This is a genomic window from Mucilaginibacter sp. KACC 22773 (assembly GCF_028736215.1).
Classification (GTDB): Bacteria; Bacteroidota; Bacteroidia; order Sphingobacteriales; family Sphingobacteriaceae; genus Mucilaginibacter.
Genome location: NZ_CP117883.1, coordinates 5,924,303 through 5,941,860, shown reverse-complemented (window position 1 = coordinate 5,941,860; position 17,558 = coordinate 5,924,303). Strand labels below are relative to the sequence as shown.

Sequence of the window (17,558 nt, the reverse complement as noted above, 5' to 3'; positions counted from 1 at the left end):
AGCTGGCCTTTTTGTTTGAAAAAATTGGTCAGCAGGTATAATGTATTGTGAATTTTGATGAGACTAAGTTACAGGGATATCGAAAATTTGTCCGTGATGTCAATCACCAGTTTGATGGATATGTATCACCAGTTTCTGTAATTAAATGGTGCGTTTTAATCACGATTCACGGCCCATTAACCGGCTGAGGTTTTCGCGGGTCATATTGAGATAGGAAGCGATTAAACGGATCGAAGCCAGCTTGAAGATTTCGGGATGGCTTTTACGGTACTGATGGTACCGTTCCTCAGCTGTCCAGGTCATTAGGCGGCTTTTGAAAAGTTCCTGATAATAGCGCTGCCGGATGAAAGTCCGTATAAGTGATTTTGCTTCCTCATGCCTTTCCAGTATATAAAGTGAATCATAGGTCAGGGAGATCAACAAGCTTGGTGTTAAAATTTCAAGATAATAATCTACCGGTTCTTTCCAGTAACCTTTATAGGAAAATATGATTTCATTGCCAAGGTAGAAACTCAGGGTGTGCTCTTTTCCTGTTGGATCGAAATAGTACGACCGGGCAAAACCTCTTTCTACAAACCATAGGCGGTTTTCTGTTTGTCCGGCAGCATGAATAATTTGATGAGGTTTGTATTGTTCCTCATCAATACCACTTTCTAAATCTTCCAAAAAAGTAGGCGATAATTTTGCAATGGCAGACAGATAGCTGATCAGTGATTCCCCAGTCATAGACGCTCAATTTTATATCGGTAATCCATAGAACACTATGGAAAAAAACCTTGGTCAGGGGTTTTGAAATGCCCGATTCTAAATTCCTAAGCCGCAAATAAAAACGCATTTTTTATTTAAAGTGGTGAGTTGCATATAAATATTACCTATAAATTAAGAAAAAGTAAAAAAATAACTTCAACTCACCACTTCGCATATTTTCTACAGTTAATTTTAAATTAATATCTACTTAACTGATAAATGATTTATGCCGATCGATTTTAATAACGCCAGTTTTAAGGATTTTGAAAACATAGAAGGCCAGAATATTTATGAAACAGCAACTGAATTTGCAGAATACCTCGATTTTTTGAGGGCAAATGGCCATTTGAATTACCGAATAGAATCTTTATCCCCCGTTGGGCCTGAAATGAACCTGATCCTCCCGGGCGACACGCATCCGACATGGTGCGTATGTCTGGTATCAAACGATTACCTGGGTTTTAGCCAGCACCCGAAAGTTAAAGCCGCTGTTGTTAAGGGGATCGAAATATTTGGAACAGGCTCGGGTGCCTCGCCTGCTATTGGCGGACACTTTGTGTACCATGAACAACTCGAAAAGAAAATAGCCGCATTTTACAAAAAGACCGATGCCATATTATACACAACGGGTTATACGGCAAACAGCGCCACTTTGCAATGCCTGTTACATAAGGATAATAATAAAGGTAAAAATGATATCGCTATCCTGGATATGAATGTACATGCCAGCGTTTACGAGGGGGCGCTGACAACAACGGTAAAAACGTTTTTGCATAACGACCTGGTCATGCTGGAGCATGTTCTGAAAAGTGCACGTGATCAATACCGGACGAAAATGGTGATTATAGACGGCGTGTACAGCCAGGACGGCGATATCGCGCCTATTCGGAAGATAGCGGAACTGGCACATCGTTATGGGGCATACCTGGTTGTTGACGATGCACATGGGATAGGTGTCGTTGGCAAAAGTGGCAGAGGTGTTATCGAGTTGGATGACGCTTTTGACGAGGTTGACATCATTACCGGCACGTTCAGCAAGGCATTAGGTAACATCGGCGGTTATGTCATCGCCAGCGCCGAGATCATTACCTACCTGAAATACCAGTCTAAACAGCACCTATTTTCAACCACTGCCACCCCTGCAGTAATGGGCATACTGAAAGCAATTGAACTGGTGGATGAGGAACCGGAATGGCGTGATCGTCTCTGGGAAAATATCGACTACCTGAAGAACGGTTTGATCAGTTTGGGATTCGATGTAGGTTCGACCTCATCAGCAGTGATACCTGTCAAAGTGGGTGATATACACAAAACACTTGAGGCCGGCAGGCTACTTTTAAAAGCAGGTGTATATACGAATCCTATTATGTATCCTGCCGTTTCCAAAAAGAACGCACGGATAAGGATGAACGTCATGGCCACCCATAACAAAGAACATTTGGATAAGGTATTGAATGCATTCATCGAAGTGGACAAAAAACTTCAAATTTCAAGCAGAAACAGGGTTAACTCTTAAAATTTATTCGACGATGGTACAAGCGAATGTTAAACAGAAAAACTTGATTATTGACATTTTAGTGGCTGCTTTCAAGGATAACCAAAGCGTGAACTTTATTGTTCGCCAGGATAACCGACGGTTAAGGCGAATTGCCGCGCTTATGGATTATTCCTTCGAAATGTGTAATCATTTTGGGGACGTTTGGATAACTGAACAAAAAGACGGCTGTGCGTTGATGCTATATCCGCATCTAAAGAAATTCTCCTTATTTGCGATCTGGCTGGACCTTAAACTGATCTTCCAGGCAATTGGAATCTCTGGCATATTCAAAGCGCTTAAACGAGAGGGCCTGATCAAAAAGATACAGCCGAAGGAACCTATGGCCTATTTATGGTTTATTGGTATTGAACCGTCTGCACAAAAGGCCGGGCGTGGAAGTGAACTTTTGAAAGAGGTTATTGATTCGGCAACTTCGAGCGGCTTGCCGACATTTCTGGAGACCTCTACACCGGCCAATCTTCCCTGGTACAAAAAGTTCTCTTTTGAAATTTATGACCGGTTGGATTTAGGCTACACCTTGTATTTTCTTAAGCGAACAATCGACAAACATTGATATGCTGGTATTCGGTACGCAAATTCATATTGTTACCTTCATATTTATAATTTTAGAAACAGGCATGTTTCTCTTTCAGCTATTTTACTATCTCTTTCGCCCACAGGATCAGCAACGCAAATGGTACCTTATTCTCCTTTTCCTGATGCTGTTTTATAATATTACCGGTGGTTTATTCCCGGATCCGCACATCAGCATTCTGGTTAGTATTCAGCTTATGGTCGCATATGGCAGCGGCTTCCTGATGGCCTCTTATTTTCCATTCTACTTTTACAAGGCATTCACTTTACCTTCCCTTCGGTGGCATGCCTATTATGGCGTGCCTCTTTTTTTGTTCCTACCTTATGTTATTTTTTTTATTGTAGATTTTGCTATACAAGGGCATCTCAATTTAAAATATGGGATGATCGTTCCCTTCATTTATGCCATGGTTCTGCTTTATGTTATGTTCCAGGCAATAAGGCGTAAACATGTACAAGAACGCAACGAACATCAATACCTCGAAGAGGTCGCTATGTATTGCGCCGTTACCCCATGGGCATCTTTATCGTTTTTCGGTCTGATTGAAAGCAGTCAACTGGTCGAAGTATTATGTACCAATACTGGTATTATAGGCATTACCATCCTGTTCATATGGCGCTCCATCAAAAACGCCCGTCAGGAGTACAACCGCCTCTTGGAATTGGCACGTATCGGTGAAGGTACAATGGTATTTGAGGAGATGTGCCGGTATTACAAATTAACGAACCGCGAGATCGAAATTGTTTTGCTCGTTCGGCAGGGACTTACCTACAAGGAAATTTCTGCCAAGCTATTTATCGCTGGGAAGACGGTTGAAAACCATATTCAGCATATATACGAAAAAACGCAGGCAAAAAATAAAGTGACTTTGCTTCATAAACTCTTCGATGCCTGAGTCTTTGTTATAGTGGTTTATACTCATACGGGTAAATGAGTGCTTTACCCTATTGTCTGACAGTTACTTAGCTCCCCAAATTTGCAGGACAATTAATATTTATTGCAACGAGCTAGAATGGAGCGTGGTTATGGAAAAGGCACTAATAATTAACAATTACCCATATGCGTGGTTAGACGAGATCATCGAAATTACACTCAATCCTCAACAAACGGATGTGTCCGGGATAAAGGTCGATCAACTGAAATTAATTGAAACCCGTTTCCAAAAGGAATTGCGGGAAGTATTCCGGCAACTCAAAGCCGGGACATTTTTCCTTTTTTCTTCCAAAAAACTCGATACGATCATCACTCATTATTATGATGCACTGGTCACACTGGAACGGCAGGCGATGTTTAACCTCGCCGCCTATGCCAGTGATCAACCTTTAGCAATTACCGGAGAAAATCTGTTGATTGCCATTCAGGAATTGAAAAGCGCCATCACCAAACGCTATGGCGTGTCAGGTAAAAATTCCAGAAATGAAGTTATACTCTCCGGGAGTAATGTACTTTCCAAGATATTTTGTAAGCTCAGCGTCGATCAAATCGGTATAATTCTGAAGGCCGCTGATGATACCAGGTTGATCATTGCAAGTTCACTAAGCCTTATCTTTCGTTCACTCGTCCCTTTTCTATCTACAGAAAACGCTAAAAGTATCTCCTGGAACAGTATGCGGAAAAGCACTTACCACATGGAACAACATGATAAGGATATAGCCATCGAAGCTCTTGAAAAACTGATCACAAAGATCAGGAACTATTAAATCTTAAAATACCATTTAAAGGCCAGCAAAATCTTGCTGGCCTTTTTTATGCAAAATACTTAAATGTATCTATCTGATTACCAAGTGGGTGCAAAGGGTGCAATTGGGGTGCAATAAAAAGTTGAACTTTTTGACCGTCCCAAAACGCTGTTGTTTTGCTCCCACTAAATCATTAAAACTTTCATCGAAATGATTTGGCAACGAACGTTATTTGACATGCAGGGATAAAACATTATCCGGCCAGCAACCGGAAATTTCGTGAAGGTGAGCGTAAAGCCGCAATAACCGAAAGCGCGAAGGCAGGCGTAAGCCCGGATCGTAGGATCTGACGCGAGTAATCCCGAATCTACATATTACCGGCAGAAGTGAATTATCGGGTTCGATACCCGCTGCCGGTACACAGAAATCATCCATCCACTTTTATACAGACCCGGGATTAAGATCGGCCTTTTATTTTTTTGCCGGCAGTGACAGCTTCTCAAAAGCAAACGGTGTCGGTCTTTTTTTTAACAATCAAAATTATCATTTATGAATAATCTACTAACCGCTAAAGAGCTTAAGGAACAAGGTTCTCTGGTTGACCTGTTAAGCCGTTTGGGCTATCAGCCGGTTCCGAAAAGAGGGCGTGAAAAAATGTATATCAGTATGCTCAGGGACAATGATACCCAGCCTTCCTTCAGCGTGAATGATGACCTGGGGGTCTGGTTTGACCATGGTGCCGGCAAAGGCGGAAACATTATCGATTTTGGCCTTGCCTATTGGAAGAATCTCGGATTTAACGAGGTCGTTAAAAAAATACAAGAAGTTTGTTCGATTGCGCCGACTGAGCAGCGGGTGCCGCGACCAAGGAAACCGGTAAAGGTCCAACACGTTGTTGAACGCGTTAAACCCATTGGTGTGCATCCGGCAATAACGGATTATTTGAAAAGCCGGGGTGTTTTCGATGTCGCTAAATTTTATCTGAGCGAGGTGTATTACTATATCGAGGATGAAAATGATGTCCGTAAACACTATTTCGCGGCGGGTTGGCTCAATGAGAACAATTCCTGGGAAGTCCGCAACCGGTATTTTAAAGGCTGTATGGGCCATAAGGGCATCACCATTATTCCCGGTCATCCAAAAAAGGCGGCTGTATTTGAAGGGTTTATCGATTTTTTAAGCTGGCGCTTCGATAACCCGGATGCTGACCACAGTATCATCGTCCTTAACACACTTACTTTATTACAGCAGGGGATAACGAAGGCAAAGGCCTTCTCCTCGCTCGATATTTATTTTGACCGGGATAAGGCAGGTAAATTAGCCAGCAGGGATTTTATCAAAGCGCTGCCTTATGCGACTGACCGCTCGGTAATTTATGAAGGCTTCAACGATTATAACGATAAGATCAAAGCGCAGGTAAAAATGCCTGCCGCTACTCAAAACAATAAAACGGATTTCTTTGCAAATGTCAAAGTGCCGTTTGAAAGGTAAATCACCACATGAGTCAAGGCCTGGACGCTTACCTCAATACGGTAATTGAAGGCGACTGCCTGGAAGTTATGGAATGGTTTCCGGAAAATTGTATTGATCTGATATTATGTGACCTTCCGTACGGCACGACAATAAATCCCTGGGACGTGCCGATCAATTTTAGCCTGTTATGGCAACATTACCGGCGTATCATTAAACCGAATGGCGTCATTGCCTTGACCGCAGCAGGGATATTTACTGGTGCCGTCATACTTAGTAACCCCGATTGGTTCAAATACAAGATCGTCTGGATCAAATCGAAGTCTACCAATTTTTTGAATGCTAAAAAGCAGCCGCTGCGACGGCATGAGGACATCTGTATTTTCTATAATAAACAACCCGTGTACCAACCTCAGATGATCCCCGGGAAAGCTTATAACAAGGGCTGGCGCAAAGAACAGACCACCGGTTGTTACGGCAAGTACAATCCCTCTCAGGCAATTAGTGACGGCAATCGGTACCCCTACGATATTTTGTTTTTTGACGAGGAAGAACCTGACGATTGGTTTTATTGCAAGACCTGTGAGCACGAGGAAACTAAGCCTTACCACCCGACACAAAAACCGGTTGACTTAGGGCGCTATATCATCAGGACCTTTACCATACCGGGTGCCATCGTGCTGGATAACGCCTGCGGATGCGGTTCCTTTCTAATCGCAGCCATACGGGAAGGCCGGAATTTTATCGGTATCGAAAAAAATAGCGGTGCCTATCACCAGAAGGTTAAGCCTATAGATTTTGTAAAAATAGCCAGGGAGCGGATAGCGGCGGAGCCGCCACCTAAATTCCTGATCAATGGTTGAAAACACTGATTTGATTATAGGTAATTCCGTTGCTTTTGCAACGGCAAGATGTCTTTTTGTTTCACAAAAAGTCTCTTGCCCTCCCGGGGGGAGATAAAAAAATTTCGCAACTCATTTTTTCATGGAGCACAGAAAGAAATTAATGGGCAGGCCGCAATTAGCGGCGGGAAAGCGAACGAAGTTCATCAATGTCAGGTTCACCGAGGACGAATACCGGGAGGTAGCCGAACTGGAAAAAGAGCTGGGTGTTTCCAAAACCGAACTGATCCGGATGCGGGTACTGTCAAACGCGAAAAATGCGGTAATAAATGCCAGGGAACTCATCAGGAACATGGATGGGGTCGGCGCCGAGATGGGACGGATCGGAAATAACATCAATCAATTGGCTAAACATGCCAATACGTTGAAACTGAAAGGCCAGCTATCACCCCCGATCATCCAAAACTTTAATGACCTGTTTGAAGAATATATCCGGATCCAGCAATCCCTGGAAGCCGCACTTCGGAAAATTATCAGGGCCATGGGACTTTGATCTATCGCCGATATTGGATTATCGTGTTATAGCGTTATAAAGAAATATCGATAGCGGGTTATGATGTTATCCTGTTACGCTGTTATAAAGTTATTCCGTTAGAAAAGTATAACGTTATCCTGTTCAGGTGTTACCGCGTTATAGCGTTACCGGGTTATGGCGTTATCATTTTATCATGTTATATCGTTAGCGCGTTATCCGGATCGGTCGATCTTTTGTTATGGCGTTATAGCGTCCTGCTGATATCGCGTTATCAAGCTCTTTGGTAATAGCCTTATGCTGCTAGTCCGTCCGCCCCTTACAGCGTTATAATTGCCCGCAGCCATGATCGCTCATATTTTAGAAAAACCATCCAGGGTATTTGCTGGCGTGAAATACAATACCAACAAAGTGGACCGGAACACCGGTGAACTGATGCTGATCGCCAACTTCGGCATACTCCAGGCACTAAGCAACCCGCGGCCGCAGGACCTGGTCAACTACCTGCTCATGGTATCCGCGCAAAATAAAGGTATTAAAAACACGCAGTTTCATGCAACCATCTCCGCGAGAGGCCGCAATTATAACAAGCAGGAACTAACAAAAGCTGCCGTGATGTGGCTAAAGGAAATGAAATACGGCGACCAGCCTTATCTTATTGTGTTTCACAAAGACACGGATAACAATCACGTGCACATCGTGAGTTCACGTGTAGGCAAGGATGGCAAACAGATAGACCGGGACTATGAGCAGGTCAGAGCGGTCAGGAATATCAATAAGGTATTGGGTTATTCGTTCGCCATGCAATACCGCTTCAGTACCAAAGCCCAGTTTTACCTGATCCTGGAAAACCAGGGCTTCCTCGGCAGGGATTATGTCGAGGAGGAAAAATTACAGAAAAAGTTGAATGCTTATGTGCCTGATAAGGCGAGGATAACCGAGATCCGATCGCTCTTTAATACATCCAAAGCTGACCAGGATTTTGTGCAATCCATGCGGGCACACTATCAGCTTGACCTGGTTTTTCATTCCGCTGAAGGTAAAAAGCCCTACGGCTATACGGTCATTGACCACGCCACCAAACAGGTATTCAAAGGAAGCGAGATCCTCAACCTCAAATACCTGCTGAATGAAAACATCCACACGGAAAATACCTACCAACTGCGGCGCATCGAACTACATGATTATTTAGGTGAAAATGCGATCACCTATTATTCGGAATACGCACCGGAGCCTGTGCATATCAGCCCGGTGATGATCGCTGACGATGTCGATGATCAGCAGGTATTGGGCATGAAACGCCGGCGGCAAAAAAAGGCCAGGACGAATACCCGTTAGAACCGGTCAATGCGGTTGGTCCTTCGTTCACGATGAATCTCTATCATTTTAAAACTTATTACTCCATTGAAAAATTATGATCTGTTTATATGGCAACCAAAAAGGCGGCGTCGGAAAAAGTACGCTCACTGTCCTATCAGGGAATTACCTGAGCCTGGCTAAAGACTGGCCCGTGACCATCATCGATATGGATTACCAGCAATCCATATCACAAAAATTTGAAAAGGCCAAGGTGCTGGAAAATGTTGAACCCTATGATGTGTTACCGGCTACCCTGGAAAACTTTCCGATGCTGGCTAATGTCCTGACGAAAAACAAGAAGGACGCCGTGCTCATCGACCTGCCCGGTAAGCTGGATGATGACGGGCTGATACCCGTCTTTCGGTCTGCTGACCTGGTAATCTGTCCTTTTGCCTACGATGAATTCACTTTTGAATCGACGGTATTGTTCACTGTGGTCCTTAAAAAGGTAAACCCAAACGTGCAGGTATTTTTTATCCCTAACCGGATCAAAGCCAACGTAAAATTTGAGATCATGAGCGAGGTCAATGAACAACTGTCCAAGTTTGGCATCATCACCGCAGCCATCCCGGACCGCATCGACTTTCAAAGGATCACCACTTTCCAAACACCCTTATCTCTTTACGGCGTGATCACCCCGGTATTCGAACAAATATTTGCCGACCGCTTATGGAAAAAATGAAAACCTTAGCTGACCAGCTCCGCGAACAAATGAGTAAGCCGGGCGACAAACAGGCAAAACAAGAAGCAATTACCAAGACAAAAGCATCGAAAACTACTGGAAAGAAAACGGAAAAATCGACGGAAGTCGCCATCCTTACCGCCCTGATCGGCTATGATAACAGCGAAAATAAAAACATGGTTCATGCCCGGTTCGATAAGCAGACGGTCGATATCATGAATAAATTCAAAATGGCTACAGGTATCGAGGTAACCAAGTTCGTTTCGTTTGCCGTCAAACATTTCCTGAATACCTACCCTGAACTCAAAACGATCATCAAACAATACATTCAAAACACTGAATTATGAATCTTACAAAAGTTTCCGCTTTGCTGCTGGGCAGCTTCCTTTCCCATTATGCCGTCCGCAGGTGGCAACAACATGTAAGCGGTGGTCAAAATACCGGGAAAAGCACCAGCTTTCCCGTACAGAAGCCGGAAGTGCCGGTGCAATCGGTCAATGAAAATGCCGCCCATCAGGTGACGGATCGCAGTATAAAAAAAGCGCTGTTTGCCTATGATACCAGCGATCATAAAACGCTGATGCATGTAAGGTTCGACCGCCAAACGGTCGATACGCTCAATAAATTTAAACTGGCCACCGGCGTGGACATGTCCAAGTTCGTGGCATTTTCCGTCAGGCATCTTTTGAATACCACTCCCGAATTCAAAACCATCATTCAAAACTATCTTAACAGAACCCCATTATGACCTGGATAAAATTTGCCTTGTGGCTGTTTGGTATCTATACTACCTATTATGCCGCCCTGATCCTTTGGGACTACCTGCGTTTAAATCGCGGGGAAACCGCAAACGATAAACATGAACTCACCTTTGTGGAGGACATCGAGCCTGTAAGATCGCATTTCGAAGAAGTGGCCGGTTCCGGCAAGGAGTCTCCGGTCACCTTTTCCGGTGGTGTCAGCCTTAAACAGCTTTTTAATCTTGCCCGTGAAGAATCGGTCGAGTACATCAAATCTGTAAGCTTTTAAAAGCATGAAATTTTTACTGTCTGCTGGTTGCTGCCTGCTAACGGCGGTAAGTTTTGCACAACCCGGCATCGCCGAAATGCAGCAGGCTAAACAAGACCTTTCCAGGTCGTTCTTTTCCGCCTTTGACTGCTGCATGGTGCTGGCCGTCTTATTTGGCCTCTTTGGCGGACTGAGGATCTACCATAACTGGCAGATGGGCAGAGACCACATCGATTCAGCAGTTGCCGGCTGGTTCTTTGCTTCCTTTTTTATGATCCTTGCGGGTCCTTTCCTGCGGGCATTGTTCGGAATCTGAATGCCCGTTTTTTGATAAGCTTCTTCCCCGAAGCTGTAAAAGATTCCTGTCTTTACCTTCTTCAATTGCAGATCCTTTAGGGTTTGCCCGGCAGTCAAGTTGCTATATCATGGGTGAAATAAGCGGGGCGTTGTTCGTGATCTGAACGCTCTTTTAGCATAACCGGCCTGCACTCAGCAGGTTCTAAAAGATCTCCGCCTTTATTTTTTCTCCAATTTAATGTTTTCAAAAACAAAAAAGTTATGGGCTTCAGCCGTATTGCTGGCGCTATCCATTCCTGTGTTTGCCCAAAGCGGTGTTAACGGCCTGAACACAGCAACCTCCACCTTAAAGACCTATGTGGCGCCTGTAACCAATATTACATTGGTGATCGGCGGCATCGTTGGTATCGTTGGTGCCATCCGCGTCTATTCCAAGTGGAATTCGGGTGATCAAGATATCAATAAGGAACTAATGGGATGGGGAGGTTCCTGTGTATTTCTCGTTGTTTCCGCATTGGTGATCAAAGCTTTCTTCGGCTTGTAATCATGGCCAGGAAGTATCCTGTTTATAAGGGGCTCCAACGGCCCCTTATATTCAAAGGCTTCAAAGGCAAGTTCATTTACTGGGGTATCGCTTCCCTTTTAACCGGACTTGTGTTTGGGGCTTTAACCATGTCTCTGGTCAATATGTGGCTTGGTGCCATGGTCTTGATCGGCTTTGTTGTCGGTGGTTTGCTTTTCACCGCCAGCAAACAAAAGGGCGGCCTTCATGCTAAAAGCCGCTCCTCAAATATTTACATCCTTAATCATTATGGCCGTAAAAACCTTGTTTAACATCCCCTATGCGGGGGTGGATAAAGATGGTGAATACGATCTGCTGATTGGCCTGAACGGTGAATGCTCCGTGGTGATCCAAATGGTAAACCCCGTCATTCGTTATTCCGCTTACCCGGCAGGCTATGATGAATTTCACCATCTGCTCAATAATGTAATTAAGATCTTAGGGGATGGTTATCTCCTGCAAAAACAGGATATCATCAGCCGCTCACCTTATAAAGGGCCACCGGCCACCGAATACCTGCAAAAACAATATAATGCGCATTTTAATGGGCGGGAATGTCTGCAGGTGGCTACCTATTTAACGATCACGCGCCAGGTAAAAAAAGGCGCGTTTTATGTGTACGATGCCCGGGTTCTGCGGGATTTCAGGCAGGCCATAGGCAAAGTATTAGATGTGCTGCCATCAGCCGCCACGTTGAATGAGGCTCAGCTGAACCGCCTGATCTTACAACTGCTCAGCATGGACTTTGGCAGGTCCAATATCGTTTTGGATAACCTGTCTCCATCCGAGACAGAGATCAGGATCGGTGACCGCTCGGTACGCAATATCAGCCTGGTCAATATTGACAGCATCGATCTGCCTCCGGATGTTTCCCCGCATATCGAATTAAACGATAAAGAAAGCATGCGCGGGTTTCCCGTGGACTTCCTGTCATTCCTGTTCAAGGTGCCGGGCGTAGATGTGATCGTTTATAACCAGGTCATAGAAATACCAAACCAGGTGGTGACGCTCCGCAAGCTGGAGCAGAAAAAGAAAAGGCATGCGGGAATACCCGACCCGGCAAACCAATTATGTGTGGAAGACATCGACCAGTTATTGAATGATGTCGCCCGGGAGAACCAGCTACTGGTCAATTGCCATTTTAATATCCTGGTCGCTGCACCCGTTACGGCCATACAAAAGGCGGTCAATTTTATAGAAAATTCCCTCTTCCAGTTAGGCATCATACCAAGCAAAAACGCCTATAACCAACTGGAGCTGTTCCGCACGGCCTTGCCCGGCAATGGCGTAGAGTTAAAAGAATATGATTGGTTTCTGACCACCTGTGATGCAGCCGTTTGCTTCTTTTTTAAAGAGTCACTGCCACAAGATGAAGCTTCAGATTTTTTAATCAGGTTCACCGACCGCCAGGGAATACCCGTTGGCATTGACCCCTCAGATCTGCCTATGCGGTCCGGCCGGATCAATAACAGAAACCGGTTTTGCCTCGGCCCCAGTGGCTCCGGCAAGTCTTTTTTCATGAATTCGCTGATCGAGCAATACATGCTCTATAACATGGACGTGGTCATTGTCGATACGGGTCACTCTTATTCAGGTCTTTGTTCCTATTACCAGGGGAAATACATCACTTATACGGATAAAACGCCGATCACGATGAACCCTTTTCGCATTGAAGAATCGGAGTACAACATCGAAAAGAAGGATTTTTTGTGTACCCTCATCGGGGTTGCCTGGAAAGGGGCCGAAGGTTCCTATAGCCCCGTTGAACGTGATGTCGTTGCAAACGTCATTTCTGCTTACTACAGCAAATTTTTCGCCGGGGGTGCCGAGCTGAACTTCAATACCTTCTATGAGTTTTCGCTGGAAAAGATACCGGAAATCAAGGCGGAAGAAAAAATCCTGTTCGACTTCGATGAGTTCCGGTACGTGCTTAAAAAGTTTTATAAAGGCGGTGAATTTGCCACGATCCTGAATAAGGATGCTGACAAATCCCTGTTTACCGAACGCTTCATTGTCTATGAGATCGATAGCGTGAAGGAGCACAAAATTCTCTTTCCACTCGTGACATTGACCATTATGGACGTATTCCTCCAAAAGATGCGGTACCGCTCTGACAGGCGTAAGGCGCTCGTTGTGGAAGAAGCCTGGGTGCGACGAGAAGTTGCATAAGTGATTGTCTGACAATATGATCAGACCTGCTGTTTCGTCAGCAGAAACCTATCGGCACATGCATTACGGGTAACTGTTTTGTATGAAGCTGCCGAGTAAAAAAGCCCTTTCGCGATGAAGGAGCATAAAGCCGTGAGGCTTGCAACAATCTTTAGTATCATAAGATTGGGGCTCAAGGTTGAATGGTATGGCTAACATACGTGAACTGTCGTTTGAACCATCGTAACTTCGTATTAGCCAAAGATACTGATAGGCTATGACCCAAAAGGGAAGCAGTCGGTTACCCCCGTCCATGCATGGGGTACACGAACAATAGCACTGCCGGTGGATAGACGGAGCCTAACCCATTCATTTGTCACTTATGCAGAACTCGGTAAGCCCGTATCACTCCTGCTGGCGCAGGAAAGCAAACCGTAAGGTGAGCCGATAGTGGTGCGGGTATAAGAAAGCAGAAAAAGCGAAGGCCGTTCTGTAATGGAACGGATAAGGGTTTAAACGTCACCCTACGCGAAAGCGGGCAGACTTCTGTATGGTAACTTTTTACAATTAACTATTAGAACTTTCAAAAGGAGGAAAGCAAATGAACGTAATTGAAAAATCGTGTGCGCCTTCTGACCGAGTTTGCAATTGGGACAGCATCGACTGGAACCAATGCGAACAAGAGGTTAGAAAGCTACAAGTTAGACTTGTAAAGGCTCAGAAAGAGTGCAGATACAACAAGGTGAATGCCTTGCAGTGGCTGTTAACTCATTCGTTTTATGCCAAAGCTTTGGCAGTAAAGCGGGTAACCTCTAACAAAGGTAAAAACACGGCTGGAGTAGACAATGTATTGTGGTCTACTACCAATGCTAAATTTAGGGCAATTAACGACCTGAAAAGACGGGATTACAAACCCCAACCACTAAAAAGGGTAAACATTAAAAAGAGTAATGGTAAAGAACGCCCATTAGGGATACCTACGATGAAAGACAGGACAATGCAAGCATTGTACCTGATGGCTTTAGAGCCAGTCGCTGAAACCACAGCGGACAGTCATTCTTATGGCTTCCGTAAGGAAAGATGCGCACAGGATGCTCTGCAAATAAGCTTTAGCCTGTTATCAAAAGGGTATTCTCCGCAATGGGTTCTGGAAGCAGACATTAAAGGATGTTTCGACCACATCAGTCATGACTGGTTATTAGCTAATGTTCCTATGGACAAAAGCATTCTCCAAAAATGGTTGAAATGTGGTTTCATCTTTAACAATGAACGTTTCTCTACAGATGAGGGCACACCGCAAGGCGGAATCATCTCACCAACTCTTGCTAATTTTGCACTGGATGGCTTGCAGACATTGCTTGCAAGCAAGTTCAAGATTAAGAAAGTCAACAAAGTAGCCATTGTGCCAAAGGTAAAACTGGTACGCTATGCTGATGATTTCATTATCACCGGAAGGACTAAAGAGCAATTAGAAACAGAAGTATTACCGTTAGTTAAAGAATTCCTTGCCGAAAGAGGTCTAACGCTTTCAGAAGAGAAAACCAAGATAACGCATATTACTGATGGGTTTGATTTCTTAGGTTTCAATATCCGTAAATATGATAATGGAAAACTCTTGACAAAACCATCCAAAGCAAGTCTATCGAAACTCTCCGAGAAAGTTGGCGGCATTATACGTGCCAATAAAACCAGCAGACAGGAAGTTCTCATTAGACAATTAAACCCCGTAATAACTGGCTGGGCGAATTACTTCAAAAGTAGTTCGGCTTCCGAGACTTTTAGAAAAGTTGATTTCCTGATGTTCCAAAAATTGTGGTCTTGGGCGCTAAGAAGGCATCCCAAAAAAGGCAGGTATTGGATATCAGACAGGTATTTCCGAAGAATCAAAAACAGGAACTGGTGTTTTGCAGTGGATACACCCGATTATAAAGGGAAAAGCGAAGTCTTTTCTCTGAAACGGATGTACGATACGAAGATAATTAGGCATGTTCAGATTAAACAGGATGCCAATCCGTTCGATGCTGCTTGGGAGCCTTACTTCCATGCGAGAGAAGTGTATAAAATGCTTGAATCGCTGGATGGAAAAAGAGCCTTGCTACACCTTTGGAATAAGCAAAACCGTGTGTGTCCTCTTTGCGGTAAACTGATTGGAGCGGAATTTCAATGGGCCACCACCCGTCTTCGGTTTGGTGACGAAATTAGAAATACGCTTGTACATGATGTTTGCCGCAGAAGCAGCGACCAACTTAAGTTACGGTTATCATGAGCCGGCTTCTATAAAGAAGCTTTAAGTTACTTGAGCCGTATGAGGGGAAACTCTCACGTACGGTTCTTAGGGGGGAAAGCGGGAGTAATCCTGCCGACCTACCCGATAAGGCAATTGCGAGCCCTTTAATGGCCGGGTATTTACTCTACCTGTATAAAACGGTTAGAAAATTTTGGGGCGAGGCGATTGTGGTTACCCAAGAACTTGGGGACATTATTGGCAATGCGGTAGTTAAAGATAGTATCATCAACAACTCCGATACCATTTGCCTGCTGGACCAAACCAAGTTCAAGGACAATTATAATGATATAGCAGCGCTGCTCTCCATAAATGAAACCGAGCGAAGGAAGATCTTTACGATCAACCAGTTGGATAATATCGAAAATCGCGGCCGGTTCAAGGAAGTCTATATCCGTCGCGGGGCCGTTGGTGAAGTTTACGGTGTAGAGGTGTCCTTGCAGCAATACCTCTGTTACACAACAGAAAAACCGGAAAAGTCGGCAGTAGAAAATTATACCAGCCGTTTCGGTTCTTATCCCGAGGGTCTGGATGCCTTTGTCCGGGATTTTAAGGAAAGCGGTAAATCTTTACCTGCTTTTATTTCACAGGTTAATCAAAACCACCCATCATGAAAACCAAATTTATCATATGGCCGCTTTTACTTGCACTGTTAATTATGACGAGCTATAGCAGCTCCCATGCACAGACATTGACCATTGATCCTGCCGTATCAGGCGCTATTGCCATAAATGCCGGCACCATTAACGGGCAGCTTAACACCACCAATAACAAACTTGACCTCATTCAAAAAGGGCAGCTCGCTGTTAGCTGCCAGCTCGTTATCGTCAATAACCTGCAGAATAAAATTTACCAGGGCCTGAGCCAGGTAGCTTCCGTGATCAATAACCTGAACACCGTTAAAGAGATCGCCCAATGTGGGGTCGATATTATAGGCGATGTGGAGGAATCCGTTAAGCTGGCGAAATCCAACCCGGCACTATTACTTTTTGCAGAGCAGGGCGCAAGGGATTTTCAGACAAGGGCGACAACGCTCGCCGCCGAGGTCAGCACCTTTGTCCTGCAGGGGGGAACAAAAAATCTCATGGATTCCGGAGAGCGCGGCAAGCTGCTCAACCATATTGCCGATGAGATGCGGATCCTGCGCGGTATCGCCTATGGCATGAGCCGGGCCATGTACTGGGCAAAGATCAACGGCATATTTCGCTCCCTTAATCCCTGGGCGGAATGGCAGAACCAGGATGTCCGGATAGCCAATGACGTGTTAACCAATGCCAAATACCTCAAACAATGAAATATGAACTATTCATGATCTGTCCGCCATGGAAACAATACAGGGCTTACAAAAGATCTAATAAACTGTTGACCGACAGCATTCGGCCGAAAATGTGGCGGGCAATCCGGGCCTTTAATTTCATCGAGTGTTGTTTGGCGGATTTGGCCTCCAGGCACCATGTCGTCCTGGTTTGGGTAACCGAAAAATTTACGGAAGACTGCCGCGAATATATGAACCGCCTGGGTTATCAATATGATACCTACCAGATATGGAAGCGTGCAAAATGGAAACGCGGCAACACCAGGGAGGTTTTTGAATACCTGTTCGTTTTTCAAAAAGAAGGATACTGGCCGCCCAAAGGTAATTTTCCGGATCCTTTAGCATCCCCGTTTACCGGCAAAGTCAAACACCGAAACCAAAAGCCGGAAGATGCCTACGCAATGATCGAAGGATGGTATCCGACACGAGCCAAAATACAAATCTTCGGTAACTGCATGCGCCGCGGCTGGGATCTGTTCCACCGCAATGACACCTAATCAA

21 protein-coding genes are annotated in these 17,558 nt (G+C 44.7%); 20 read left to right on the top strand and 1 reads right to left on the bottom strand.

Annotated elements, in window-relative coordinates; all coding sequences use genetic code 11:
- Window positions 1-159: 159 nt before the first annotated feature.
- Window positions 160-726, bottom strand: a complete 567-nt coding sequence (locus PQ469_RS24610) for a Crp/Fnr family transcriptional regulator (RefSeq protein ID WP_274210027.1) — start codon at window positions 724-726, stop codon at window positions 160-162.
- Window positions 727-973: 247 nt separating this feature from the next.
- Here PQ469_RS24610 and PQ469_RS24605 point away from each other — a divergent pair, with 247 nt between their 5' ends.
- The 20 genes from PQ469_RS24605 to PQ469_RS24510 all read left to right on the top strand — a co-directional run bounded on the left by PQ469_RS24605 (window position 974) and on the right by PQ469_RS24510 (window position 17,554).
- Window positions 974-2,263 carry an aminotransferase class I/II-fold pyridoxal phosphate-dependent enzyme gene (locus PQ469_RS24605; protein ID WP_274210026.1) on the top strand — a complete coding sequence of 430 codons (1,290 nt, stop codon included), beginning with the start codon at window positions 974-976 and terminating at the stop codon, window positions 2,261-2,263.
- Window positions 2,264-2,276: 13 nt separating this feature from the next.
- Window positions 2,277-2,858, top strand: coding sequence for a GNAT family N-acetyltransferase (locus PQ469_RS24600; RefSeq protein WP_274210025.1), 582 nt, complete (start codon window positions 2,277-2,279; stop codon window positions 2,856-2,858).
- Between the two features lies 1 nt (window position 2,859).
- A complete protein-coding gene (locus PQ469_RS24595) occupies window positions 2,860-3,774 on the top strand; it encodes a response regulator transcription factor (RefSeq protein WP_274210024.1) in 915 nt (304 codons plus the stop codon).
- Between the two features lie 130 nt (window positions 3,775-3,904).
- Window positions 3,905-4,579, top strand: a complete 675-nt coding sequence (locus PQ469_RS24590) for a hypothetical protein (protein WP_274210023.1) — start codon at window positions 3,905-3,907, stop codon at window positions 4,577-4,579.
- 528 nt (window positions 4,580-5,107) lie between these two features.
- Window positions 5,108-6,049 carry a DUF8464 domain-containing protein gene (locus PQ469_RS24585; protein WP_274210022.1) on the top strand — a complete coding sequence of 314 codons (942 nt, stop codon included), beginning with the start codon at window positions 5,108-5,110 and terminating at the stop codon, window positions 6,047-6,049.
- 8 nt (window positions 6,050-6,057) lie between these two features.
- Window positions 6,058-6,891 (top strand): DNA-methyltransferase, encoded by an 834-nt coding sequence (locus PQ469_RS24580; RefSeq protein ID WP_274210021.1) that lies wholly within the window; start codon window positions 6,058-6,060, stop codon window positions 6,889-6,891.
- A gap of 121 nt (window positions 6,892-7,012) precedes the next feature.
- Entirely contained in the window at window positions 7,013-7,423 is a 411-nt protein-coding gene (locus PQ469_RS24575) for a plasmid mobilization protein (RefSeq protein WP_274210020.1), read from the top strand.
- Window positions 7,424-7,747: 324 nt separating this feature from the next.
- Complete coding sequence (locus PQ469_RS24570; RefSeq protein WP_274210019.1) at window positions 7,748-8,740, top strand: relaxase/mobilization nuclease domain-containing protein; 993 nt, start codon at window positions 7,748-7,750, stop codon at window positions 8,738-8,740.
- Between the two features lie 76 nt (window positions 8,741-8,816).
- The gene (locus tag PQ469_RS24565) at window positions 8,817-9,443 is read left to right on the top strand and encodes a ParA family protein (protein ID WP_274210018.1); all 627 of its coding nucleotides are present in this window, start codon (window positions 8,817-8,819) and stop codon (window positions 9,441-9,443) included.
- Entirely contained in the window at window positions 9,431-9,790 is a 360-nt protein-coding gene (locus PQ469_RS24560) for a hypothetical protein (RefSeq protein ID WP_274210017.1), read from the top strand. The genes PQ469_RS24565 and PQ469_RS24560 overlap by 13 nt, the downstream gene beginning before the upstream one ends.
- A complete protein-coding gene (locus tag PQ469_RS24555; protein WP_274210016.1) occupies window positions 9,787-10,191 on the top strand; it encodes a hypothetical protein in 405 nt (134 codons plus the stop codon). Before PQ469_RS24560 ends, PQ469_RS24555 begins: the two co-directional genes overlap by 4 nt.
- Window positions 10,188-10,472, top strand: a complete 285-nt coding sequence (locus tag PQ469_RS24550) for a hypothetical protein (protein ID WP_274210015.1) — start codon at window positions 10,188-10,190, stop codon at window positions 10,470-10,472. Before PQ469_RS24555 ends, PQ469_RS24550 begins: the two co-directional genes overlap by 4 nt.
- Window positions 10,473-10,476: 4 nt before the next feature.
- Window positions 10,477-10,767 (top strand): DUF4134 family protein, encoded by a 291-nt coding sequence (locus PQ469_RS24545; protein WP_274210014.1) that lies wholly within the window; start codon window positions 10,477-10,479, stop codon window positions 10,765-10,767.
- 219 nt (window positions 10,768-10,986) lie between these two features.
- Window positions 10,987-11,292, top strand: coding sequence for a DUF4134 domain-containing protein (locus PQ469_RS24540; RefSeq protein ID WP_274210013.1), 306 nt, complete (start codon window positions 10,987-10,989; stop codon window positions 11,290-11,292).
- A gap of 2 nt (window positions 11,293-11,294) precedes the next feature.
- Window positions 11,295-11,582, top strand: a complete 288-nt coding sequence (locus PQ469_RS24535; RefSeq protein ID WP_274210012.1) for a plasmid transfer protein — start codon at window positions 11,295-11,297, stop codon at window positions 11,580-11,582.
- Window positions 11,560-13,479, top strand: coding sequence for a TraG family conjugative transposon ATPase (locus tag PQ469_RS24530; protein WP_274210011.1), 1,920 nt, complete (start codon window positions 11,560-11,562; stop codon window positions 13,477-13,479). Before PQ469_RS24535 ends, PQ469_RS24530 begins: the two co-directional genes overlap by 23 nt.
- 580 nt (window positions 13,480-14,059) lie before the next feature.
- Window positions 14,060-15,724: a group II intron reverse transcriptase/maturase gene (ltrA, locus tag PQ469_RS24525; protein ID WP_274210010.1), complete on the top strand. Its 1,665-nt coding sequence runs from the start codon at window positions 14,060-14,062 to the stop codon at window positions 15,722-15,724.
- Window positions 15,725-15,852: 128 nt separating this feature from the next.
- Window positions 15,853-16,356, top strand: coding sequence for a TraG/VirB4 family ATPase (locus PQ469_RS24520; RefSeq protein ID WP_274210009.1), 504 nt, complete (start codon window positions 15,853-15,855; stop codon window positions 16,354-16,356).
- On the top strand, window positions 16,353-17,036 hold the full coding sequence (locus PQ469_RS24515) for a hypothetical protein (protein ID WP_274210008.1): 684 nt from the start codon (window positions 16,353-16,355) through the stop codon (window positions 17,034-17,036). Before PQ469_RS24520 ends, PQ469_RS24515 begins: the two co-directional genes overlap by 4 nt.
- Window positions 17,033-17,554 (top strand): MT-A70 family methyltransferase, encoded by a 522-nt coding sequence (locus PQ469_RS24510; RefSeq protein WP_274210007.1) that lies wholly within the window; start codon window positions 17,033-17,035, stop codon window positions 17,552-17,554. Before PQ469_RS24515 ends, PQ469_RS24510 begins: the two co-directional genes overlap by 4 nt.
- Window positions 17,555-17,558 lie beyond the last annotated feature (4 nt).